Below are 20,882 nucleotides of genomic sequence, written 5' to 3'. Positions count from 1 at the left end.
CGGGAGCGCGTTGCTTCGCAACTATCGTCGCAAGTGGTTTTTGGGGTGAAAGGGGGGAGGTAACGCGCGCCGTCCTCGAAATGGTGTCAGCCTGCAATTTCCCCTGTGAAATCAGCGAGAACCTCCCAACCCGCACGGCGCCGGGGCGTACGATCCGCGAGACCACGGATGCGAGTCAGCCGGCCTAGGTGACGGTCAACGATGCTGAGGGCTGCGCGCCGTTGTCCATCCAGATCCTGGCCCAGGCCAGTGCGGCGTAGGGCCTGCCTGGCTTCGGCTCGATCCGGGATGTAGCGTCCTGCGGCCGATCAGATGCAAAAGCGATAGCGCGGTGCGCACCCTGAGGCCGGCAAGAGCGGCGACTACTAATCTCAATAGATAATAGTTATCATTGCTATTATTGAGGGTAAAGTCCGGCAGCAGCAACTTTGGAGGTCCATCCCATGTCCAGCAGCGACGCGGTCTTGCACCGTCGAGCAGAGACGCTCTACGCCGAGCATCATTCATGGCTGGCGGGATGGCTGCGCCATCGAATGGGCGGCGAGGACGTGGCCGCCGATCTGGCGCAGGATACGTTCCTGCGGGTGCTGACGTCCCGGGAGTTGCCGTTGTTGCTGGAGCCGCGGGCGTTCCTGGCGACCATTGCGCGGCGCCTGATGGCCAACCATTATCGGCGCGAGGCGATCGAACGCGCCTACCTGGAAATATTGGCGACCCTGCCCGAGGCGCGGATGCCCAGCCCTGAAGACCGCAGGCTGGTGCTGGAAGCGCTGTGCGCGATCGATCGCGCGCTGGACAATTTGCCAGCCAAGGCGCGCGAGGCCTTTCTGCTGGCCCAGCTGGAGGGCATGAAATACGAGGACATCGCCGCCCGCCTGGGCGTGACCACGCGAACCGTGGGCAACTACATGGTGCGCGCGGTGCAGGCATGCTTCTTTGCCCAGGAGCATTCCGCTTGACTCGGAAGGCGGAAGGCGCGGCCATGTACGCGGGCGGCTTGCCGCTGGCGCCGCGCGTGGCGGAAGAGGCGTCGCGCTGGTACGTGCTGTTCATGTCGGGCACCGCCACCGACGAAGACAGGCGCGCGTGGCGCGATTGGTGCGCGGCGGACCCGGACCACGAGCGGGCCTGGGACCATCTGGCGCGCGCCGACGCCCGGATGCGGGAGCTGGCCGGAAAGCCGGCCTACGAGGCCTTGTCCCGCGAACGCCGGCAGCAGGGCAGGCGCCGCGCGCTGCTTTCGGCTGGATTCCTGGCCGCCTGTATCGGGCCCGCGATCTGGGCTGCCGATCGAAACCGCTGGTTGCGCCTGTCGCCGGATTTCACGACGGCCGTCGGCGAGCGGCGCGACGTCGACCTGCCGGACGGCACGCGTATCACGCTGAACACGGATACCGGCATCGACGTGCGCTTCGAGGGCGGTGAACGGCTGATCCGGCTGCGCCGCGGCGAAATCCTGGTTGCGACGGGCCACGCGGCGCAGTACGCCTCCATGCCGTTGCGGGTCGAGACGGAGTTCGGGCGCGTGCATGCGCTGGGCACGCGTTTTTCGGTGCGCCAGGGGACGGACGCCACGCATGTCGCGCTGTTCGACGGGGCCGTGGAGATCAAGCCCGTGGGCCAAGGCGCCGCCGGGCTGGTGCTGGCCAAGGGGCAGACCGCGAAGGTTTCCGAAGGGCGGGCCCAGGCAACCGGGCCGGCCGGCGAGGCCGACATGGCATGGCTGCGGGGCGAACTGGCGGCAGACAACATGCCGCTGGCGGAATTCCTGGCCGAACTCAGCCGTTATCGGCCGGGTGTCATCTCGTGCGACGAGCGCGCGGGCCGGCTGCGGATATCGGGCCTGTTTCCTCTGGCCGACACCGACCGCGTGTTGGCCGCGGTGGGCCGGCTGCTCGACGTCCGGATCGTCCGTCGGACGCCGTACTGGGTCGTGGTTTCGGCGCCGGGCTGATCGCTGGCCGCGGCCGCCGCCGCGACGCGCCCAGAAATATTTCGAGCAAACCTTTCCGGTTCTGGTTTTTCGCGTGTCCTCTTTATTGAACAGGACCGAAATCCAAGGCGACGAAACGGCATCATGGCCAGGAACACAGGCGGCGACACGCGCATTGCCCTGTCCCATCCAGGGGCAGGCGGGCGCGCATTCGTCGCCATGTTGCTGTTGGCGTTCGCCGCGCTGATCGGCCAGGCGGCCCGCGCGCAGGACGGCCCGGCGCCGCGCGACAGCGCGAGTCTGCGCTACGACGTGCCCGCGGGGCCGCTGGTGACGGTCTTGCAGCGGATTGCCAGCCAGGCGGGCGTCATGCTGGTGTTCGAGCCCACGCTGACGCGCGGCCTGGAAAGCGACGGCCTGAATGGCCGGTACACGGTGGAGCAGGCGTTCGCGCAGGTGCTGGGCGGCTATGGGCTGGAGGCCTATCAGGATTCTCCGGCCAGCTTCCGGGTCAGAAGCGCGGGCGCGGCGCCGGCGGCCTTGTGGATGTCGCCGACGCTGGTGTGGGGGGCGGCCACTGGCGGGGAAGGTTTCGTGGCGCTGTCCGCCGTGGCCGGGACCAAGACCGCCACGCCCCTTGTGCGAGTGCCGCAATCCGTGTCGGTCGTGACCAACCAGGAAATGCAGGCGCGCTATGCGCGCACCGTTCCGCAGGCGCTGCAGTACACGCCTGGCGTGCAGATCAATAATTTCGGCAGCAACGAAATCCGCAACGACTGGCTCGTGCTGCGCGGCTTCGATGCCAAGCTGACGGGCGACTATCGCGACGGCCTGAGCCAGATGCCGTATGACCAGATCCGCGCGCACATGCCGGCCTATGCGCTGGAAAGCGTCGAGGCCGTGCGCGGCCCTTCGTCGGCGCTGTACGGGCAGGTGGCGCCTGGCGGCATCGTCAACCGCGTGACCAAGCGTCCCCCCGCGACCGTGCTGCGCGAGGCGGCCATTCAAGCCGGATCCTTCGACAGCCGGCAAGCGTTCATGGACCTGGGCGGCCCGGCCAACGAGGCCGCCAGCATCAGCTATCGCCTGACCGCGACGGCTCGCGAAGCCGGTACGCAGGATCGATACGACGGCGACCACCGCTACCGCGACGACCTGGCCTACGTGGCGCCGGCCTTCCGGTGGCGCAACGCCGATACGTCGCTGACGCTGCTGACGCACTACCAACGCGATCGCAACGATGGTGAATCGCGCGCGTACTATCCCACGCGCACGCTGGTGGGCGACTATTCCTACGACCGCAATGACCGCGATTTCTACAGCGTCGGGTATCTGCTGGAGCATCGATTGAGCGACGCATGGTCGTTGCGGCAGAACGCGCGCTACCAGCAAGGCCGCATGACGCTGCGCAATCTGTATCCGCTGGCGCTGGCCGCCGACGGCCGCAGCTTGTCGCGCCTGCAATTGCAGGCCGGCGAACGCGCCCACGGCGCTGCCGTGGACACGCAGATGGAAGGCGTGCTGGAGGGCGCAGGCCTGAAACACAGGCTGCTGGCCGGCCTGGATTTCCGGCGCCTGTCGGGCACTCAGGACTATCGCCAGGCAATGGCGCCTTTGCTGGATATCCACGATCCCGTGTACGGGCAGCCCATCGCGGCGCTGGGCCCGGGCAAGACGACGTTGGACGTCCGGCAGGTCAGCACGCAGTGGGGGCTGTATGCGCAGGACCAGATCCAGGCGGGGCCGTGGACGCTGACGTTGGGCGCTCGTCATGACCGCTACACCGATAAGACCGACGACCGCCTCGCGGGCACCGATAGCCGCGGACAGGACCGGGCCACCACCTGGCGCGCGGGCCTGTCGTATGCGTTCGCCTCGGGCGTGGCGCCGTATGCCAGCTATTCCACCGCATTCGTGCTGCAAGCGGGCACGGCCTTCGACGGGTCGCCGTTCACGCCTGCCGAGTCCGACCAGGTCGAGGTGGGCGTCAAGTATCAGCCGCCGGAATCCAACAGCCTCTACACCATTGCGCTATTCAACCTGAACCAGCGCAATGCGCTGACGGCGGACCCGAACCCCGCGCACGCGGGCTTTAGCGTGCAGTCGGGCCGCCTGCGTTCGCGCGGGCTGGAAATCGAGGCCAAGCTCAGCCAGGGCGATGGCTGGGACCTCGTGGCCGCCTACACCTACAACGCCGTGACCAACGTGTCCGGCAATCATGGCGCAGCGGGCAAGACGCCGATCGTCACGCCGCGGCACATGGCGGCCGTCTGGCTTGGCCATCGCTTCTCGCAAGGCCCGCTGTCCGGGTGGAACGCCGGCGTGGGCGTGCGCTATATCGGCCCGACGTATGTCGACGTGGCCAACACGATGAAGAATCGCGGCGCCGCCGTGGCGGATGCCTCCCTGGCCTACGAGACCGGCGCGTGGCGCTTTTCGGTCGACGCCATGAACCTGCTGAATAAAGAAACCGTGGTCTGCCGCAACGACCGCGTCAATTGCCGATATGGCGTCGAACGCACGGTGCTCGCCGCCGTCGCGTACCGCTATTGATCCCCGCCGGGCGGCGGCGTGCGAGAGGAGTCACATCATGTCGAGCCCCCCGGCCATCAGGGACGAGCTGGCGGCCCTGTACCTGGCCCACCGGCGCAAGTTGCTGCACACGGCGACGCGCATACTCGGGAGCCGCGACCTGGCTGACGACGTGGTGCAGGACACGTATCTGAAGCTGCTGGAAGGCCCGCCGCCGCGGGACGTGCGCGAACCGGTGGCGTACCTGTTCCAGACCGTGCGCCATCTCTCGATCGACTACCACCGCCGCCGCGTGCTGGAGTCCCGACTGTTCGCGGGACAAGAGGACGGCCAGCATGCCGTCTCCGCGTCGCTGGCCGAAGAGGCGGCCGTCAGCCATCAGGCGATGGCCCTGGCCGCGGACGCGCTGCAGAATATGTCGGCGCGCACGCGCCGGGCCTTCGAATTGCACCGTTTAGAAGGGTGCACGCAGCGCGATGTGGCGCGCGAGCTCGGGGTGTCGGCGACGCTCGTCAATTTCATGATCCGCGATGCCGACGTGGCGCTGAGCTCGTGCCGCGAGTATCTGCTGCCCTAGTTACCAGCGATAGGCCGCCGTGGCCATGACGGTCCGTTCCAGGCCGTAGCGGCAGTTCACGGTGTTGTTGCGGCACACGATGGTCTCCTTGTTGAACAGGTTCGTCGCGTCGACCGCAAAGCGCCAGTTGCGCAGTTGGTAGTGCAGACTGGCATCCACCATGAACGACGAGCCGTTTTCAATGGTGTTGGCGACGTTCGCGTACGTTTTGCCCACGTAGCGCACGCCCACCCCCATGCCCATACCTTGCAGTACGGTGTCGGGCAGCGTGTAGTTCACCCAGGCGGACGCCATGTGGCGCGGCGTGACGATGGGGGTGTTGCCTTCTTCGGCCGGGTTGTTGCTCTGGTTCACCTTGACGTCGTTCAACGTATAGGAGGCGATCAGGTCCAGGCCGCGCATGACGTTGGCCTTGCCTTCCAGTTCGATCCCGCGCGAACCGATCTCGCCGGTCTGTACGCTGAAGTTGGTGTTGCGCGGGTCGGGCGTCAGCGCATTGCGCTGGGTCAGGTCGAACACCGAGAGCGCCACCATGCTGTTGGAGCCGGGCGGCTGGTACTTGATGCCGAACTCATACTGTTCGCCCTTGGTGGGCTTGAACGGCGTGCTGTCCAGGCCGGCTCCGATTTGCGGCAGGAACGACGTGGAATAGCTGACATACGGCGTGATCCCCGAATCGAACAGATAGGCCAGGCCCAGCCGGCCCGTGAACGCCGTGTCCTGTTGCCGGGTCGTGACGCTGGTCAAGCGGTTGTCGCTGCTGCTGCGCGCCCAGTCCTGGCGCGCGCCCAGCGTCACGACGACATTGTCCACCTTGATCTGATCTTGCAGATAGACGCCCAGCTGGCGGCTCACGTCCTTCCGGTCGATGATGGTATTGGCCGCGGGCGGATATGGAATGTCCTGGTCGTAGACGGGATTGTCCAGGTCCAGATTGGGCGCCAGGCCTTGGCGATACCACTGCTGGCCATCCTGGAACCGGTAATCCAGCCCGGCCAGCAGCGTGTGCGACACGCGGCCAAGATTGAAGCGGTATTCGGCCTGATTGTCGATCGCCACGCCGTCCATGCTTTCCTTGGACACCAGCGTGTACCGGCTGATGGTGTGGCCGTCGGCCAGCAGGCGCAGGTTGTACAGGTCGCGTTGATCCAGCTTGCCATGCTGGTAGCGGGCGTTCTGGCGCAGCGTAAACGCATTGTTGACGCGGTGCTCAAGCAGGTAGCCGATGGCGTATTGCTTGCGGTCGTACTTGTTGAAGCCGTAATCGCCCACCGGCACGTGGGTGGGGAACACGGGGCGGGATTCTCCGTCGGTCTGGTCGTGTTGGTAGCTCGTCAGCAGCGTGAACGAGGTGTCGGCGTTGGGCCGCCACGTGAAGGCGGGCGCGATGTAGCCGAGATCGTCCGGGTAACGATGGTCGCTGTCGTATTCGACCTGCGTGCCCGCGTCGCGCAGGATGCCGGTCAGGCGGTACAGGTACTTGCCGTCATTGTCGATGGGGCCGCCCAAGTCGAAGGCTGCCTGGCGGCGATCGAAATTTCCGCCTTGCAGCACGATTTCGCCGAAGGCGTCGGCGGTGGGGCGCTTGGTCACGCGATTGACCAGCCCGCCCGGCGCCACTTGGCCATACAGCACCGACGACGGTCCGCGAATGACCTCCACGCGTTCCAGCGCGTAGGGATCGGTGCGCGCGCGGATCTGGTCGTATGGCAGTTGGCTCAGGCCATCGCGGTAATCCCCGGTGATCTTGGCGTCGAAGCCGCGCAAAACGATCCAGTCGTTGCGGACTTCGGCGCCGCCGAAGTTGCTGATCTGCACGCCAGGCACGTACTGGATCGCCTGCGACACCGTCTGCACGCCGCGGTCCTGCATTTCCTGCGCGCCGACCACCGAGACCGATTGCGGAATTTCCAGGAGGCTGGTCGGGGTCTTGCTGCCCGTCAGGGTCTCGCGGGCCACGTAGCCGTTGACCGGTCCGGTGGCGGCGTCCGTTTGGTCGCCCAGGACGTTGATGGATGGCAGCGTGGGCACGGCGGCGCCACCGGCCGATTGCTGGGCATGGACGGGCGCGGCAATGGCCAGGCCCACGATCAGCGGATAGCAAAGAGGGCGGCGCGCGAGCGCGCGCGGTGTATTGCGAGGAGTCTTCATGGTTTGTGCGCGTAGACGGGGCTGGAAGAAGCCCCTTGTTATTGGCGTGACGACGCCACGCCGCGACGGCGATGATTGGACGCAAGGCGCTTGCCTTGCGATTCATGCTCATATTTCTAGACGAACGAGCGTCGGCGCCGTTTAACCCCGCGCCTTAAGTTTCTGTGTTTTGCGGGGTGGGCGCCGGCTGGCCGGGCATCAGTTGCAGGCCGGCCGATACGTCGAACCGTTCAGGGCTGGTCAGCCAGGTCTCGTCGTACGCGAGAGCGTTGTCCTCGCGGCGCCCCGCTGCGCCAGCCTCGTCAGGAGCACGTCCAGGAAATGCCGCGTGGACACCGACGGACGGGCCTGGCTGCGCTGGATCAGCGAGATCTGGTGCACCGTGGGCGAGACGCCGCGGAGGGAAAGTGTGCGCATGCCCCATTGTTCGGCGATGGTCGCCGCGTAGCCCGGCACGATCAGCACGCCGGCGCCGCGGCGCACCAGGCCCAGCGCCGCGGTCAGCGTGCCAGCCTCGATCGCGCTGGGCAGCGTGACGCCCTGGCTGGCCAGAATGAGGTCCAGGCTGCGGCGCACGCTATAGAAATTGCGCAGCGAGATATGGTTCCACGCCGCCAGTTCCTTCAGCGCCACCGAGGCGCGGCGGTTCAGGGGATGGGCGGCGTCGATCACCACGCGCATGCCGTCTTCCAACACCACTTCCGACTGGATGCCCGGGATGCGCATGTCGATCGCGCCCAGGCCGAAATCGACGGTGCCCGCCCGGACGCTTTCGACCGTCTGGTCCGTGGAAAGCTCGTGCAGCTCGAATTGGATGCCGGGGTAGCGGGTCCGGTAATCGGAGATCACGTCGGCGAGCAGGCCATAGATCATCAACGGCGACGCCGCGATGCTGACCTTGCCGCGCTCAAGCGAGATCAGCTCTTCGACGCTGCGCGTGGCCGTCTGCATGGTCGCCACGACGTCCACCGCGAAGGCGTGAAACTCCCGAGCCGCGTCGTTCGGCGTGACGCGGCGGGTGCTGCGGTCGAACAGCACCAGATTCAACTGCGATTCCAGCTCGGCGATCATTTTGCTGGCGGCCGACTGGGTGACGTGCAGCCTCGCCGCGGCCGCCGTGAAGCTGCCGGTCTCGAACAGTTCCAGGAAGATGCGGAGTTGGCGGAAGGTGATATTCATTCCACGATGGACTTAGTAAAGTCTAAGAATTCCATTGTCTCATTAATGTGGCCAAACCTATGATGCCTCGCATCTACCCAGCGAGGCATGCATGCAGACCCAGACTCCCCAGTGCCATATCGACCGCCGCGCCGACGGCGTGGTCGCCATCACCTTTGACAACGGCCGGCTCAATTTGCTGACCTCCGAAGCCGCGGCGGTCTACACCCAGACGCTGCGCGCCCTGGCGCGGGACGAAAGCATCCGCCTGCTGATCGTGCAGGGCGGGGCGGCCGCGTTTCTCGGCGGCGCGGACATCAAGTTCCTGAAGGATGCGGGCAAGGCCGACATCGACGCGTACATTCGCGGCGTGCACGCGTTGTGCGAGCAATTGCGCGACCTGCCGTTCCCGACGATGTCGGTGATCTCCGGTTATTGCCTGGGCGCGGGCATGGAGGTGGCGGCGGTATGCGACATCAAGGTGGCCGGCGCGGACGCGAAGTTCGGCATGCCGGAGGTCAAGCTGGGCGTGCCGTCCGTGATCCATGGCGCGATGCTGCCAGGCATGATCGGCTGGACCCGCACCCGCGATCTGCTGCTCAGCGGGCGGATGATACCCGCCCGGCAGGCCTGCGACTGGGGCCTGATCACGGACGTTGCGGCCGAGGGCGAACTGGCGCTGCGCGCGGCGGCCTGGCAGAAGGAATTGCTTGAAGGCGGGCCGCAGGCCATGCGGATCCAGAAGAAGCTGATCCGCGATTGGGAGCGCATGCCGCTGGCCGAAGCCATCTCGATCGGGATCGACGCGCTGGTGTCGGCCTACGACACCGATGAACCCAAGCGGTATATGGAAGCCTTCCTGCAGCATCGCAAGCGCGCCTGAGAGCGCCGCCATCGAGGAGACAGACAATGAAACGGAAATCGCGCGTCAAGAATTGGCTGATGGGCGCGTGCGCGCTGTTGGCCGCGGCGGCGGCGTCGGCCGCGCCCTATCCGAGCCAGCCGGTCACGCTGGTGGTGCCGTTCGCGGCGGGTGGCATGACCGACGTGCTGGCGCGGCAGTTGGCCAAGACGATGCAGGGCCAGCTCAAGCAACCGGTGCTGGTGGACAACCGCACGGGCGCGGGCGGCGTCATCGGCGGAGAAAAAGTGGCGCGCGCGTCCGCCGACGGCTACACCCTGCTGGTCACGACCACCGCGCACGTGGTCAATCCCGCGATCACCAAGCAGTTGCCCTACGATACCGAGAAGGACTTCGCGCCGATCGCGATGCTGGCGCGCACCCCCAACGTGCTGGTGGTGAACCCCGCCGTGCCCGCGAAGACCTTGCAGGAACTGCTGGCCTACGCCAAGCGTTCCGGCAGCCTGAGCTACGGTTCGGCGGGAGTGGGCGGCACGACTCACTTGTCCGGTGAGCTGCTGGCCAGCCGCAGCGGCGCTCCGTTGCTGCATGTGCCCTACAAGGGCACCGCGCTGGCGCTGAACGATCTGCTGGGCGGGCAGATCCAGGCCTCGTTCGTCGATGCGCTGACCGCCATCAAATATGTGCAGAGCGGCAAGCTGCGCGCCATTGCCGTGTCCACGCGAGAGCGCAATCCGATGCTGCCTGAGGTGCCCACCATCGCCGAGCAGGGCGTGCCCGGCTACGAGACCGAAATCTGGATCGGCTTCTATGCGCCCGCCGGCACGCCGCCGGCGCTGATCGAGCGCCTGAACGCGCTGGCGCGCGAATCCATGAGCGAACCGGCCTTCATCAAGCTCTTGGCGGAGCAGGGCACCACGCCGGGCGACATGGACGCGGCCGCGTTCCGCGAGTACGTGAGCGCCGAGATCCGAAAATGGGGCGATATCGTGCGCGACGCGCATATCGTGGTGCAATGAGCAGAGACGCGGACATGGGAAAGCTTCCGTTGGACGGCGTGCGGGTGCTGGACCTGACCAGCGTCATCATGGGGCCTTACGCCACGCAGATGCTGGCCGAGTACGGCGCCGACGTGATCAAGCTGGAGTCGCCCGAGGGCGACATCATGCGCGAAATGGGACCGGCGCGCGAGCCGGGCATGGGGCCGGTGTTCCTGAACCTGAACCGGGGCAAGCGCAGCCTGTGCCTGGACCTGAAGGCGCCGGAGTCGGCCGCGATTCTGCGCCAGGCGGTGGAATCGGCGGACGTGTTCATCACCAATATGCGGGCCAGGGCGTTGAAGAAGCTGGGCCTGGATTGGGCCGCGCTCAGTGGCTGCAACCCTGGGTTGGTGTACGTATTCCTGTCCGGCTTCGCCGAGGACGGGCCGGATGCGGGGCGGCCGGCCTACGACGATTTGATCCAGGGCATGGTGGCGCTGCCCGATCTGGTGGCCCGCGCCGGCGGCGGGCCGCCCAGTTACCTACCGCTGAATCTGGCCGACAAGACCATGGGCCTGTTCGCCGCGCAGGCCGTGCTGGCTGCGATGCTGCAACGCGAACGCGGCGGGACGGGCCAGTACATCGAAATTCCCATGTACGAGACCATGGCGTCGTTCGTGCTCGCGGACCATCTGGGCGCGGCCTCGTTCGAGCCGCCGCTCGGGCCGGCGGGCAATCCGCGCCTGCTGTCGCGCTACCGCCGGCCGTACAAGACGCTGGATGGCTGGATCAGCACCATCGTCTACACCGACAGGCATTGGGAGGCCTTTCTGAGGCTGGCGGGCGCAGGCCGCCTGTGGGAAGAGGATCCGCGCTTTCGCAGCATGGCCAGTCGCACGCGCCATATCGACGAGGTGTATGCCTTCGTCGACGAGCAGATGGCCTTGCGGACCACCGATGCCTGGCTGGCGTTGCTCAAGGATGCGGACATTCCCGCGGCGCAGTCGCCCGACCTGGACACGCTGATCTCGCGGCTGGAGGCGTCCGGGCAAGGCGTGGTGCGCCGCTATCGGGACCAGGACGGCAACGAGTACCGTGGCCTTGCGCCGGCCGCGCGCTGGTCCAAGACACCGCCACAGGCAGGCGCGGCCGCGCCGCGGCTGGGCCAGCATACCGAAGAGATCTTGCGCGAATTGGCCCAACGGGCCGGACAGATGCGATAGCCGGATTCGGGGCCTTTAGCGGAATACGGCCTATCTTGCTCCGCCCCAGCGCGATAGCCGCTCTCAATCCAGAAAGCTCTTCAGGCTGTCCAGTTCGCGCCGCAGCAGGCGCGCGGTTTCTGCCTGACGCGCGATGGGCATGCGATCCGTGATGGCGCTCACGCTCATGGCCAGCACCGGCGTGCCGTCGGCGCGCGTCAGCGCGCAGCCGACTCCCAAGGCGCCGCTCACCGCGTAGTTCTGCATGACCGCGTAGCCGCGCTGGCGGGTATTGAGGCGCAGGCGGTCGATCATTTCGGCGCTGATGCCTCCGTACTCTTCCAGCCGCGGCGAATTGGCCTTCACGACCGCGCGGGCCTCGGCATCGGGCAGGGCGGACAGCAGCGCCATCCCCGCCGAGCCCACGCCCAGCGGATGCCGCTTGCCCGCATGGCTGGCCAGGATCTGCATCGGATAGTCGCCGATCTCGCGGTGTATGCCGACGGACTCGGTGCCGTCTCGGCCGATGAGGAATACCGCGTCGCCCAGTTGCCGGGCCAGCCTGCGCATGCCTTCGATGGCGGCGACGATCAGGTCCTGGCTTACGTCGGGCGGCGTCCACAGGCTGGCTTGCATTCGGTCGGCGTCGTCGCCGGCGAAGAAGCGCTTGCCGGCCTTGTTCCGGCGCACCCAGCCGCTGGCCTCAAGCGCGAGGAACAGGCGCTGCACATTGACCCGGTCCAGGCCCGTGCGGGCCGCAACCTCGGTTGCGCCCAGCCCGGCCGGCGCCGACGCCCGCAGCAGGCTGAGCACGTTTAGTCCCTTGAGCAAAGTGCGGGGAGCGGAGGAGGGCGGGTCGGTCTGCATGTCTTGGGGGGGGGCGGTAGGTATTAGTGTGCAGTATGTGTACAGATTCTATATGAATACTGTGCATTTTCCGTACTATCCGGTTCCACCTGATCGGACAACGGAGACAACCATGCAGGGATCGTGGAGGCACTGGCTGCGGCCAGCATTGAACACCGGACTGGCGATGGCGCTGGGCGTTTGCGGATTCGCCGGCCACGCCCGCGCGGCCTATCCCGAGCGCGCCGTGACGCTGCAAGTGGGCTTCGCCGCCGGCGGCCCTACCGACGCCATGGCGCGCATGATCGCCACGGAGATCGGCGCGGAGCTGAAGCAATCGGTCGTAGTGGAAAACAAGCCGGGCGCGGGCAGCAATATCGCAGCCTCGCAGGTCGCCCGTGCCAAGCCGGACGGCTACACCCTGCTGATGGTCGCCGTCACCAGCGCCATCAACCAGACCCTTTACGACAAGCCGGGCTTCAATCTCGCCACCGACTTCGCGCCCGTGGGCCTGGTCGGGAAAATCCCCAGCGTGCTGGTGGTGAACCCGAAACTGCCGGTGCACAGCGTGCAGGAGCTGGTGGCTTACGCAAAAGCCCATCCCGACACGCTGACTTTCGGCTCGTCGGGCAACGGCACCTCCATCCATATCGCCGGCGAGATGTTCAAGCGCGCCGCCGGCATTGACGTCACCCACGTGCCGTACCGCGGCAGCGCGCCAGCGGGCGTGGCGGTCATGGCGGGCCAGGTCTCTTATATGTTCGACAACGTGCCGACCGTGTGGCCCTTTGTGCAGACCGATCGCATGCGCGCGCTGGCGGTGACGACCAAGGAACGCATCGCCTCGGCGCCCCAGTTGCCCACCATGGCCGAGTCGGGCTTTCCGGATTTCGACGTGTCGTCCTGGTACGGATTGATCGCGCCCGCCCAGACACCGCCGGAGGTGATTCGCGTGCTGGACCAGGCCTTGCAGAAGGTGCTGGCGCGCCCCGACTTCCAGGAGCGCATGAAGGGCCTGGGCGTCATCCTGCAGCCGGGCACGCCCGAATCCTTCGGCTCGTTCATGAAGTCGGAAGTCGAGCGGTGGGCACCCATCGTTAAGGCGTCCGGCGCCAGCAACGAATGAACGGCGAGGTCGCAAAGAAGATGTCCTGCGCAATCAGCAAGTCGGCCCTGAGCGGGGTCGTGGTCCTGGATGTGTCGCGCGTGCTGGCCGGTCCCTTCGCCGCTCAGATGCTCGGCGATCACGGCGCCGAAGTCATCAAGCTGGAGTCCTACGACGGCGACGACACGCGGGGATACGGACCTCCGTTCGTCGATGGCGACGCGCCTTACTACGTCGGCCTGAACCGCAACAAGCAGGACCTGGCCGTGGATCTCTCGGCGCCGGCCGGGCGCGAAGTCCTGTTCAAGCTGCTTGAGCGGGTCGACGTGTTGGTGGAGAACTTCAAGCTCAGCACCTGGCGCAAATGGGGCGTCGACGATCCGGCCGCATTGACGCGCCGCTTTCCGCGGCTGATCCACTGCCGGGTTTCGGGCTTTGGCGAAACCGGGCAGTGGGGCGGCTTGCCGGGCTACGACGCCGCCGTGCAGGCACTGTCCGGCCTGATGTCGATCAACGGCGATCCGGCGCTGGATCCCGTGCGCATCGGTATTCCGCTGGTCGATACGTCCACCGGCATGAACGCCGTCATCGGCGTGCTGCTGGCGCTGTACGAGCGCGAGAAATCCGGCCTGGGGCAGTCGATAGAGGTCACCCTGTTCGATACCGCGCTGGGCATGCTGCACCCGCATACCTCCAACGCGCTCAACGGCGGCAAGTCGGCGCGCACCGGCAACGGGCATCCCAACATCGTGCCCTATGACCTGTTTCCGACCCGCAGCGGAAAACTGTTCGTGGCCGTGGGCAACGATCGGCAGTTCGCGCGCCTGTGCGAAACGATAGGCAAGCCGGAGCTCGCCACCGATGAACGTTTTCGCAGGAATAGCGACCGCGTGGTGAACCGGGATGCCTTGCGCGAGGAATTGAGCGGGCAGTTGGCCGGGCTCGACGGTCAGCAGCTGTTCCGGCAGTTGATGGCCTTGGGCGTGCCTTGCGCGCCCATGCTGAGCGTGGAGCAGGCGCTGGCCATGGAGCACACCGCCACCCGGCAGATGTCGGCGTCCATCGGCCAATACCGCGTCACGGGTATCCCGATCAAGCTGGAGCGCACGCCCGGGGCCCTGCGCTTGCCGCCGCCGGCCATCGGCGAGCACAGCCAGGAAGTCATGCGGCGCTTCGGCTTCAGCGACGCGGCGATCCATGCCGCAATCGAGGCTGGCGCGGTGCGCCAGGCTTGAGAAAAATAGACAAGGAGACTGCAATGATCAAGATAGAAGAGTCCGACTGCCTGGCGGTGGTCACGTATGACCGCGGCGAACGCCGCAACGCATTGTCCCTGCAGGCCATGAATGAACTCATCGACGTGGCGCACCGCTATGCGTCGCGCGTCGACATTACGGCCATTGTGCTGGCGGGAAGCGCACAGGGCTTCTCCGCGGGCGTCGATCTGAAAGACCCGCAGCGCTGGGCCATCGAGGAGAAGTCGCTGGACGAGCGCCGCTACCTGGCCTCGACCGGCGCCCGCATGTGCAAGGCCTGGGAGAGCCTGCCGCAGCTCACCGTCGCCGCCATCGAGGGGTTCAACGTCGGCGGCGGCATTGCGCTGACGCTGGCTTGCGACTGGCGCGTCATGGCGGACGACGCCTTCCTCTTCGTGCCGGAAGTGCAGATCGGCATTCCGCTGGTTTGGCATACGGTGCCGCGCCTGGTGAACATGGTGGGCGCTTCGCGCGCCAAGCAGATCATGCTGTTGGGCGAGCGGATGCCGGCCGCCACGGCCCTGGAATGGGGGTTGGCCGACTGGCTGGCGCCGGCGGGGACGGCCGTCGAGCGCGCCACGGCGCTGGCCGGCCAGGTGGCGAAATCGCCGTCGCATGTGGTCAAGATGAGCAAGGAAAGCGTCAACGCCCATGCCCATGCCCTGAACTTCGTCAGCACCTATATGGACGTGGACCAGGCGCTCGTATGCGGCCAGAGCGCGGAAGCGCGCCAGGCGCGCGAAAAATTCATGTGACGCCGGGGAGACAGCCATGTTCAAGAAAAGCCTGATGGCGCTGCTTCCGGTCGCGCTGCTTTGCCATGCCGGCGCGGCGCGCGCGCAATGGCCCGAGCGGCCCATTACCTGGATCGTGCCTTTTTCCGCGGGCGGGCCGATGGATATCGTGTCCCGGCCGGTCGCCAAGAAAATGGGAGATATCCTGGGCCAGACGGTCATCGTCGAGAACCGCACGGGCGCCGGCGGCGCCTTGGGCGCCGACTACGTCGCGCGCGCCAAGCCGGACGGTTACGTCATCGGTATCGGCAGCGTGGGCACGCAGACCATCGTGCCCAATGTCGCCAAGTCGGCCAAGTACGACCCGATAGACTCCTTCTCCAACATCGGCCTGCTGGGCCGCTACACCAATGTCCTGCTGGTCGGCTCGCAATCGTCCATCGTCTCCGTCTCGGACCTGGTCTCGCAGGCGCGGCAGCCCGGCGCCAACGTCACCTTCGGCTCGGCCGGCTACGGTTCGTCCAACCATCTTTCCGGCGAACTGCTGCGCGCGCTGACCGGCGCGGCGATGACGCATATTCCCTATCGCGGCAGCGCACCCGCGCTGACGGACCTGCTGGCGGGCAATACCACCTTCATGTTCGACACGTTCAACACCGCGATGTCGCGCATCCAGGCGGGCAGCCTGCGGCCCTTGGCCGTCACCAGTCCCAGGCGTTCGCCCTTCCTGCCCGACGTGCCGACCATGGACGAGGCCGGCATCGGCGGCTATGCGGCCGCCGGCGGCGAGTTGTGGTGGGGCGTGGTCGGCCCTGCCGGCATCCCCCAGCCCGTCATGGACCGTTTGAACGCCGCCCTGCGCGAAGCGCTGGCCGCGCCGGACGTGCAGCGCCAGCTCAAGGATCAGTATGTCGAGATCTGGAGCAGCACGCCGCAGGAATTCAGCGCGGTGGTCCGTTCCAGCTACCAAAGCTGGAACAAGCTGGTGAAGGACGCGAAGATCGAGGCGGAATAGGGGTGCGGACCCGGCGCATCGAGAACGAAGTGGCGGCGTGGGACCGGGCCATCCAGGAGACGGAGACTGCCTTGCGCGGCTGAAAATCTGCCAAACTTCATGTTTCCGGCTTTGCCTCAGCCCGCAAATATGAACCTCACGATCAAGCAGCTCAGGGTCTTCGTCGCCGTCTACGAGGCCCGCAGCTTCACCATTGCCGCCGCGACGCTGCACATGACGCAGTCGGCCATCAGCAAGGTTTGCCGCGAGCTCGAAGAACGCGTCGATTGCCAGCTGTTCGACCGTTCGTCCCGGATGCTGGTGCCCCTGGAGGGCGCCGATGCGCTGTACCGTTCCGCGCAGGAGATCCTGGCCTCGGTGACGGTGGCGGAGCGGCGCCTGGACAGCCTGAAGTCCATGGAGCAGGGCCGCTTGAACGTCACGGCGTCCACGCTGATCATGTATGGCCTGGTGACGCCGGCCGTACGCGAGTTCCACGTCGACTATCCCGGAATCCGGCTGGAACTCTTCGAGCTGCCCACGGCCGACGGGGTGGAACACCTACTCAGCGGCGCGGTCGATTTGGGCCTGGTATCGCTCACCGAGCCGCAACCCAAGATAGAAAGCCAGGTCATCTACGAAAGCAGGATGTGGATCGCTTGCGCGGCGGCGCACCCCCTCGCGTCCGCAGGGGCGGTGCCGTTATCCAGGTTGCTGGATTTTCAGCACATCGGCCTGCGCAAGGTCTATGGTTTCGGGCGTGGCGTGGACCGCGTCTTCCAGGAATTCGGCCAGACGCCCGATTCGGTGAACATCGACTGCGGCACATTGCTGTCCAGTTTGGCGCTGGCGCGCGACGGGCTGGGCATCGCGATCATTCCCAGCTATATCGTGGGCCTGGCGCGGTCGCTGGGCCTGGCGGCGGTCCAGGTGGAGAGCGACGCGATCGTGCATCGCCTGTCCCTGGCGCACCGCAGCGGCGCCTGGCTGTCGCCGGCCGCGCTGCATTTCATCGAGATCCTGAAGCGGGCCGTGCCGCCGGGCTGAAGCGGGCTAAAGCAGCAAGGCGGCGTCCATGGGCGCGCCTTCGCCGATGAGGCGCCGCGCTTGCAGGAAGCCTTTGGGATTGTTGACGGATTCCACCCCGGCCAGCCTGCCGTTCGATACGTAGAAGAGCGACAAACTGGGCGGATCGTCAGTACGCCGCACCAGGATGTCGTCATGATCGCGGGTGCCGGCGATCTGGACCTTCAGGTTGCCTTGATCCGACCAGAACCACGGCGTGGCCGTGCCGGGCGCAGCGTTGCCGCAGAGCCGGGCGGCCAGGGCCTGGGCTTGCGCCAGGGCGGCGGGAATGGATTCGAAGCGGACGGGCGAGGATTCGGGCGAACGCCGCCAAGCCGCGCAATCGCCGATGGCATAGATGGCCGGATCGCCGGTGCGCAAGGTCTCGTCGACCAGGATGCCATTGGAGACGGCCAGCCCGGCCGCCTCGGCCAGGCGGGTGCGGGGCGTGGCGCCGATGCCGGCCAGTACCAGATCGGCGTGGAGGCAGCGGGCGCCGTTCCGGGTGTCCAGTTCCAGCTGCACGCCGAATCCGTCCCGCCCCGGGCGGGCGGCGCGCAAGGTCGCGCCGAGGTGAAACCGCACCCCGCTCGACGCGTGGGCCGTCCGCAGGAAGGTCGCGAGATCCGCGGAGGCGCTGCGCGCGAGCAGTTGCTCCTGGCGTTCGACAACGTCTGCGCGCATTCCCGATGCCGCGGCAACCGCAGCGACTTCCAACCCGATATAGCCTCCGCCGACGATGGCCACGGCCGAACCCGCGCGCAGCGCATTCCGTAGCCGCCGCGCGTCGTCCAGGGTGCGCAGGGTATGCAGCACGCCCGGCGCCAGCGGGCCGTCCGGCAAGGGGAGTTCCAGCGGCCTCGCCTGGGCGCCCGTGGCCAATATCAGCGTGTCGTATTCGACCGGTTCGGCGCCGTCGATATGGATGCGGCGCAACGGGCGGTCTATGGCGGTCGCAGGGGCGCCCAGTTTCAATTCGATGCCGTGGTCCGCATAGGCCTGGGCCGGTCGCAAGCGGGTGGGAGGGGAGTCTTCCCCCGCCGTCAGGTACTGCTTGGACAGCGGCGGCCGGTGGTAGGGCAATGCATCGCCGGCATCGACCAGCAGGATGCGGCCTTGCGCCGCTTCCTTGCGTAGCGCGAAAGCCAGTTCCACGCCGGCATGGCCGGCGCCTACGATGACGAAAGTAAATGGTGCTGCGGACATGAGGCGGGCGGAAGTGAGCGGGAATGGGCGGGAAGGCGTTCAGACGGCGTCGAAGGCCGAGGGGTCCGCCCCGCATTCCGGGCAGGTCCAATCGGCAGGCAGGCTTTCCCAGGGAGTGCCGGGCGCAATGCCGCGTTCGGAATCGCCGAGGGCAGGGTCGTAGTGCCAATCGCACAAGAGGCAGGCATGCACGCCGCTGGCGGAGTGTTGAGGAAGCGAGGTCGTCATGGTTGCGGGGGGCTCCGGTATTCGGCGGCAGTGGCGGGACATTGCATGTAAAGCACGATGGCGCCTTCGGCGTCGGCGCGCAGCGGATAGCCGTCTTCCTCTACGGGGATGTAGGCGCTCTCCCACGCTTCAAGCACGTGGTCACCCGCCGAGATCCGGCCTTCCAGCACCAGGCAGAACACGCCCGCGGTGTCGGCCCGCACGGGAACCGGGCGCAGGCTGGAGGGAGGCAGCATCCAGGCTTCGCAATGCAGGCCGTCCTCGGCCTCGGGCATCAGGATCTGGGTAGCGTGCGCGTTTGCCGCGGACTTGCGCAATGCCTCGATCTCGACGGTGGGCGCGTATTGCTGGCGCTTCGGGCCGCGAATCATGTGTTCGCGGGCTTGCGAGGCAAGCAAGGCGCCGCTGTCGAAGGCGGGCCGGATCGTGAAGTAGCTCAGGCCGCCTTCGCTCGCGGCGACCGGACCGTAGCCCGTGTAGGCGCCGGCATAGTGCACGGAAACCGGTGCCAGTCCATGCAGGCCGATGCGGCCCGTGCCGGACACCACGACCTGGAACTCGTTCTGCCTGTGGAAGTGAGTGGGCAATATCGAGCCGGAGGGCTGTTCGACGAGAAAGATGGTGGGAGACAGGCCCGGGCCGCTCCCGCCTTCCATCCACTCGCTCTTGTAATAGGGCGCGCCCGTGCCCAGGTCCAGCGCGCGCCGGTTGCGCGCTCCGCGTTCGCGGGTGCCGACTATGATGGCCATGTTGTTTCCTGTTTCCGAGAATCCGCTAATCGAACTTCAACCCCGTCACCGCGACCGCGCTTTTCCAGCGCTCGACGTCGTCGTGCACGTATTGCTTGAATTCGCGGGCGCTCATGTCGATGCGCGTGTCGATGCCGCTGGCCTGCAAACGGGTCCGCACCGCATCGGTGGCAAGCGCGTCGCGGATGGCGGCATTCAATTTTTCGACCACCGGCGCCGGCGTGCCGGCGGGGGCAAACACGCCCATCCAGACCGACACGTCATAGCCTGGATAACCGGACTCGGCGATGGTGGGCAGGTCCGGATACAGGGCGCTGCGGCTGGCGCCGGTGGTGGCGATCGGCTTGGCTTGCCCGGATTTCAGGAATGGGCCGATGGTCATGGCGTCTATGAACCCGGTCGGCACGTTGCCGGCGATCAGATCCTGCGCGGCGGGCGCCGCGCCCTTGTACGGAATATGGACGAGAGGCGTCTTGCTGGCCGCTTTGAACAGTTCACCGGCCAGATGGTTGGCTCCTCCGGTGCCCGCGGTGGCATAGGGCACATTGCCCTCCTTCCTGGCCCAGGCCACGAACTCCTGCAGGGTCGAGACGGGAACGCCGGGTTGCACGACGAGCAGATTGGGAGCGATGCCCAGCAGCGCGACCGGCTCGAAATCCTTGATCGGGTCGTAGGCCACTTTCTTCTGCGCGGGAGCCATTGCATAACCGGAGGCCGCCACCAGCAGGCTGTAGCCATCGGCCTTCTGCCGCATCATGTATTCGGTGCCGATCTGGCCGCCAGCGCCCGCGCGGTTTTCGACGACGAAGGTCTGCTTGGTCGCCTTGCCCAGTTCCGACGCCACCAGGCGAGCCAGGGTATCGGTGATGCCGCCGGGAGCGAAGGCGACGACCATGCTGACGCTGCGGTCTGGGTATTCGGCCGCGGCCGGCGTGAACCAGGCCATGACCGGCAACGCGATGGCCGCACACGACAGCCGGCGAAGAAGGGGGAATGCGCTCATGATGTCTCTTCCTTGTTTTGGTTATGCCGCCGGCGGGCGCGGGCCGGCCGGGCGCGGCATGCCCTTTGGGGGCATGGCCAGCCCTCGAAATGGGAGCGGGGAGTGGGCCTGGCACACAGGCTTGGCGCCATCTTAGGGACCTGCCCCGGCGCGTTCAAACGACTAATTTTCCTGGATCGATTCCGATTCGGAAAAGAGTCCGGAAGGCGTCGCGGCAACCCCGGCCGACAGCGCCTGGATCAAATGCCGCACGAAGCGCTCGGTGGCATCGGGCAGCGTGGCGTGGCTGGCGGTCTGTATC

General features: G+C 66.7%; 19 protein-coding genes. 12 read left to right on the top strand and 7 right to left on the bottom strand.

Going from position 1 to position 20,882, the window contains the following annotated elements; genetic code table 11:
- Nucleotides 1-443 precede the first annotated feature (443 nt).
- The 4 genes from ACN6PJ_RS29390 to ACN6PJ_RS29375 all read left to right on the top strand — a co-directional run bounded on the left by ACN6PJ_RS29390 (nucleotide 444) and on the right by ACN6PJ_RS29375 (nucleotide 5,042).
- Nucleotides 444-959, top strand: a complete 516-nt coding sequence (locus tag ACN6PJ_RS29390; RefSeq protein WP_125282987.1) for a sigma-70 family RNA polymerase sigma factor — start codon at nucleotides 444-446, stop codon at nucleotides 957-959.
- Nucleotides 956-1,954, top strand: coding sequence for a FecR domain-containing protein (locus ACN6PJ_RS29385; protein ID WP_125282986.1), 999 nt, complete (start codon nucleotides 956-958; stop codon nucleotides 1,952-1,954). Before ACN6PJ_RS29390 ends, ACN6PJ_RS29385 begins: the two co-directional genes overlap by 4 nt.
- Nucleotides 1,955-2,077: 123 nt before the next feature.
- Nucleotides 2,078-4,486 carry a TonB-dependent siderophore receptor gene (locus ACN6PJ_RS29380; protein ID WP_254598944.1) on the top strand — a complete coding sequence of 803 codons (2,409 nt, stop codon included), beginning with the start codon at nucleotides 2,078-2,080 and terminating at the stop codon, nucleotides 4,484-4,486.
- 37 nt (nucleotides 4,487-4,523) lie between these two features.
- Nucleotides 4,524-5,042 (top strand): sigma-70 family RNA polymerase sigma factor, encoded by a 519-nt coding sequence (locus tag ACN6PJ_RS29375; protein ID WP_175179499.1) that lies wholly within the window; start codon nucleotides 4,524-4,526, stop codon nucleotides 5,040-5,042.
- Here the strand turns inward: ACN6PJ_RS29375 and ACN6PJ_RS29370 are convergent, their stop codons facing one another.
- Nucleotides 5,043-7,193: a TonB-dependent siderophore receptor gene (locus ACN6PJ_RS29370; protein WP_175179498.1), complete on the bottom strand. Its 2,151-nt coding sequence runs from the start codon at nucleotides 7,191-7,193 to the stop codon at nucleotides 5,043-5,045.
- Between the two features lie 240 nt (nucleotides 7,194-7,433).
- Nucleotides 7,434-8,372, bottom strand: coding sequence for a LysR family transcriptional regulator (locus ACN6PJ_RS29365; protein WP_123786661.1), 939 nt, complete (start codon nucleotides 8,370-8,372; stop codon nucleotides 7,434-7,436).
- A gap of 91 nt (nucleotides 8,373-8,463) precedes the next feature.
- On the opposite strand from ACN6PJ_RS29365, the gene ACN6PJ_RS29360 reads away from it, so the two are divergent.
- From ACN6PJ_RS29360 to ACN6PJ_RS29350, 3 genes are read left to right on the top strand one after another with little or no spacing between them, the layout of a single operon-like run.
- Nucleotides 8,464-9,234, top strand: coding sequence for an enoyl-CoA hydratase-related protein (locus ACN6PJ_RS29360; protein WP_175179497.1), 771 nt, complete (start codon nucleotides 8,464-8,466; stop codon nucleotides 9,232-9,234).
- Nucleotides 9,235-9,260: 26 nt separating this feature from the next.
- Nucleotides 9,261-10,232 (top strand): tripartite tricarboxylate transporter substrate binding protein, encoded by a 972-nt coding sequence (locus ACN6PJ_RS29355; protein ID WP_175179496.1) that lies wholly within the window; start codon nucleotides 9,261-9,263, stop codon nucleotides 10,230-10,232.
- 14 nt (nucleotides 10,233-10,246) lie between these two features.
- Nucleotides 10,247-11,416 (top strand): CaiB/BaiF CoA transferase family protein, encoded by a 1,170-nt coding sequence (locus tag ACN6PJ_RS29350; RefSeq protein WP_175179495.1) that lies wholly within the window; start codon nucleotides 10,247-10,249, stop codon nucleotides 11,414-11,416.
- Between the two features lie 63 nt (nucleotides 11,417-11,479).
- Here the strand turns inward: ACN6PJ_RS29350 and ACN6PJ_RS29345 are convergent, their stop codons facing one another.
- Nucleotides 11,480-12,262 carry an IclR family transcriptional regulator gene (locus ACN6PJ_RS29345; protein ID WP_062680120.1) on the bottom strand — a complete coding sequence of 261 codons (783 nt, stop codon included), beginning with the start codon at nucleotides 12,260-12,262 and terminating at the stop codon, nucleotides 11,480-11,482.
- A 112-nt stretch (nucleotides 12,263-12,374) separates the two neighbouring features.
- Here ACN6PJ_RS29345 and ACN6PJ_RS29340 point away from each other — a divergent pair, with 112 nt between their 5' ends.
- From ACN6PJ_RS29340 to ACN6PJ_RS29320, 5 genes are all read left to right on the top strand, one after another.
- Entirely contained in the window at nucleotides 12,375-13,367 is a 993-nt protein-coding gene (locus ACN6PJ_RS29340) for a Bug family tripartite tricarboxylate transporter substrate binding protein (protein WP_062680017.1), read from the top strand.
- A 20-nt stretch (nucleotides 13,368-13,387) separates the two neighbouring features.
- On the top strand, nucleotides 13,388-14,581 hold the full coding sequence (locus ACN6PJ_RS29335) for a CaiB/BaiF CoA transferase family protein (protein ID WP_088146721.1): 1,194 nt from the start codon (nucleotides 13,388-13,390) through the stop codon (nucleotides 14,579-14,581).
- Between the two features lie 23 nt (nucleotides 14,582-14,604).
- Nucleotides 14,605-15,357 (top strand): enoyl-CoA hydratase/isomerase family protein, encoded by a 753-nt coding sequence (locus tag ACN6PJ_RS29330; protein ID WP_123786666.1) that lies wholly within the window; start codon nucleotides 14,605-14,607, stop codon nucleotides 15,355-15,357.
- 16 nt (nucleotides 15,358-15,373) lie between these two features.
- On the top strand, nucleotides 15,374-16,351 hold the full coding sequence (locus ACN6PJ_RS29325) for a Bug family tripartite tricarboxylate transporter substrate binding protein (protein ID WP_062680015.1): 978 nt from the start codon (nucleotides 15,374-15,376) through the stop codon (nucleotides 16,349-16,351).
- Nucleotides 16,352-16,480: 129 nt separating this feature from the next.
- On the top strand, nucleotides 16,481-17,377 hold the full coding sequence (locus ACN6PJ_RS29320; protein ID WP_174715523.1) for a LysR family transcriptional regulator: 897 nt from the start codon (nucleotides 16,481-16,483) through the stop codon (nucleotides 17,375-17,377).
- A gap of 6 nt (nucleotides 17,378-17,383) precedes the next feature.
- On the opposite strand, the gene ACN6PJ_RS29315 is transcribed toward ACN6PJ_RS29320, so the two are convergent.
- The 4 genes from ACN6PJ_RS29315 to ACN6PJ_RS29300 are packed head-to-tail and all read right to left on the bottom strand — an operon-like array spanning nucleotide 17,384 to nucleotide 20,581.
- Complete coding sequence (locus tag ACN6PJ_RS29315; protein WP_174715524.1) at nucleotides 17,384-18,601, bottom strand: NAD(P)/FAD-dependent oxidoreductase; 1,218 nt, start codon at nucleotides 18,599-18,601, stop codon at nucleotides 17,384-17,386.
- Nucleotides 18,602-18,640: 39 nt separating this feature from the next.
- Nucleotides 18,641-18,829 carry a rubredoxin gene (locus tag ACN6PJ_RS29310; protein ID WP_174715525.1) on the bottom strand — a complete coding sequence of 63 codons (189 nt, stop codon included), beginning with the start codon at nucleotides 18,827-18,829 and terminating at the stop codon, nucleotides 18,641-18,643.
- Nucleotides 18,826-19,578 carry a hypothetical protein gene (locus ACN6PJ_RS29305; RefSeq protein ID WP_175179494.1) on the bottom strand — a complete coding sequence of 251 codons (753 nt, stop codon included), beginning with the start codon at nucleotides 19,576-19,578 and terminating at the stop codon, nucleotides 18,826-18,828. Before ACN6PJ_RS29305 ends, ACN6PJ_RS29310 begins: the two co-directional genes overlap by 4 nt.
- Before the next feature lie 25 nt (nucleotides 19,579-19,603).
- Nucleotides 19,604-20,581 (bottom strand): tripartite tricarboxylate transporter substrate binding protein, encoded by a 978-nt coding sequence (locus tag ACN6PJ_RS29300; RefSeq protein WP_174715527.1) that lies wholly within the window; start codon nucleotides 20,579-20,581, stop codon nucleotides 19,604-19,606.
- Between the last annotated feature and the right edge of the window lie 301 nt (nucleotides 20,582-20,882).

Origin of the sequence: Achromobacter sp., assembly GCF_050285585.1 — a bacterium.
Classification (GTDB): domain Bacteria; phylum Pseudomonadota; class Gammaproteobacteria; order Burkholderiales; family Burkholderiaceae_B; genus Achromobacter.
The sequence above is the reverse complement of the archived record's forward strand: the minus strand, read 5'-3'. Positions and strand labels throughout refer to the sequence as shown.

What these genes read in the sequence shown, in the direction of transcription:
- ACN6PJ_RS29325 (WP_062680015.1), top strand. Translation starts at nt 15,374, where the DNA reads ATGTTCAAGAAAAGCCTGATGGCGCTGCTTCCGGTCGCGCTGCTTTGC.
- ACN6PJ_RS29340 (WP_062680017.1), top strand. Translation starts at nt 12,375, where the DNA reads ATGCAGGGATCGTGGAGGCACTGGCTGCGGCCAGCATTGAACACCGGA.
- ACN6PJ_RS29390 (WP_125282987.1), top strand. Translation starts at nt 444, where the DNA reads ATGTCCAGCAGCGACGCGGTCTTGCACCGTCGAGCAGAGACGCTCTAC.
- ACN6PJ_RS29350 (WP_175179495.1), top strand. Translation starts at nt 10,247, where the DNA reads ATGGGAAAGCTTCCGTTGGACGGCGTGCGGGTGCTGGACCTGACCAGC.
- ACN6PJ_RS29315 (WP_174715524.1), bottom strand. Translation starts at nt 18,601, where the DNA reads ATGTCCGCAGCACCATTTACTTTCGTCATCGTAGGCGCCGGCCATGCC.
- ACN6PJ_RS29355 (WP_175179496.1), top strand. Translation starts at nt 9,261, where the DNA reads ATGAAACGGAAATCGCGCGTCAAGAATTGGCTGATGGGCGCGTGCGCG.
- ACN6PJ_RS29330 (WP_123786666.1), top strand. Translation starts at nt 14,605, where the DNA reads ATGATCAAGATAGAAGAGTCCGACTGCCTGGCGGTGGTCACGTATGAC.
- ACN6PJ_RS29305 (WP_175179494.1), bottom strand. Translation starts at nt 19,578, where the DNA reads ATGGCCATCATAGTCGGCACCCGCGAACGCGGAGCGCGCAACCGGCGC.
- ACN6PJ_RS29360 (WP_175179497.1), top strand. Translation starts at nt 8,464, where the DNA reads ATGCAGACCCAGACTCCCCAGTGCCATATCGACCGCCGCGCCGACGGC.
- ACN6PJ_RS29310 (WP_174715525.1), bottom strand. Translation starts at nt 18,829, where the DNA reads ATGACGACCTCGCTTCCTCAACACTCCGCCAGCGGCGTGCATGCCTGC.
- ACN6PJ_RS29370 (WP_175179498.1), bottom strand. Translation starts at nt 7,193, where the DNA reads ATGAAGACTCCTCGCAATACACCGCGCGCGCTCGCGCGCCGCCCTCTT.
- ACN6PJ_RS29345 (WP_062680120.1), bottom strand. Translation starts at nt 12,262, where the DNA reads ATGCAGACCGACCCGCCCTCCTCCGCTCCCCGCACTTTGCTCAAGGGA.
- ACN6PJ_RS29300 (WP_174715527.1), bottom strand. Translation starts at nt 20,581, where the DNA reads ATGAGCGCATTCCCCCTTCTTCGCCGGCTGTCGTGTGCGGCCATCGCG.
- ACN6PJ_RS29320 (WP_174715523.1), top strand. Translation starts at nt 16,481, where the DNA reads ATGAACCTCACGATCAAGCAGCTCAGGGTCTTCGTCGCCGTCTACGAG.
- ACN6PJ_RS29365 (WP_123786661.1), bottom strand. Translation starts at nt 8,372, where the DNA reads ATGAATATCACCTTCCGCCAACTCCGCATCTTCCTGGAACTGTTCGAG.
- ACN6PJ_RS29335 (WP_088146721.1), top strand. Translation starts at nt 13,388, where the DNA reads ATGTCCTGCGCAATCAGCAAGTCGGCCCTGAGCGGGGTCGTGGTCCTG.
- ACN6PJ_RS29375 (WP_175179499.1), top strand. Translation starts at nt 4,524, where the DNA reads ATGTCGAGCCCCCCGGCCATCAGGGACGAGCTGGCGGCCCTGTACCTG.
- ACN6PJ_RS29380 (WP_254598944.1), top strand. Translation starts at nt 2,078, where the DNA reads ATGGCCAGGAACACAGGCGGCGACACGCGCATTGCCCTGTCCCATCCA.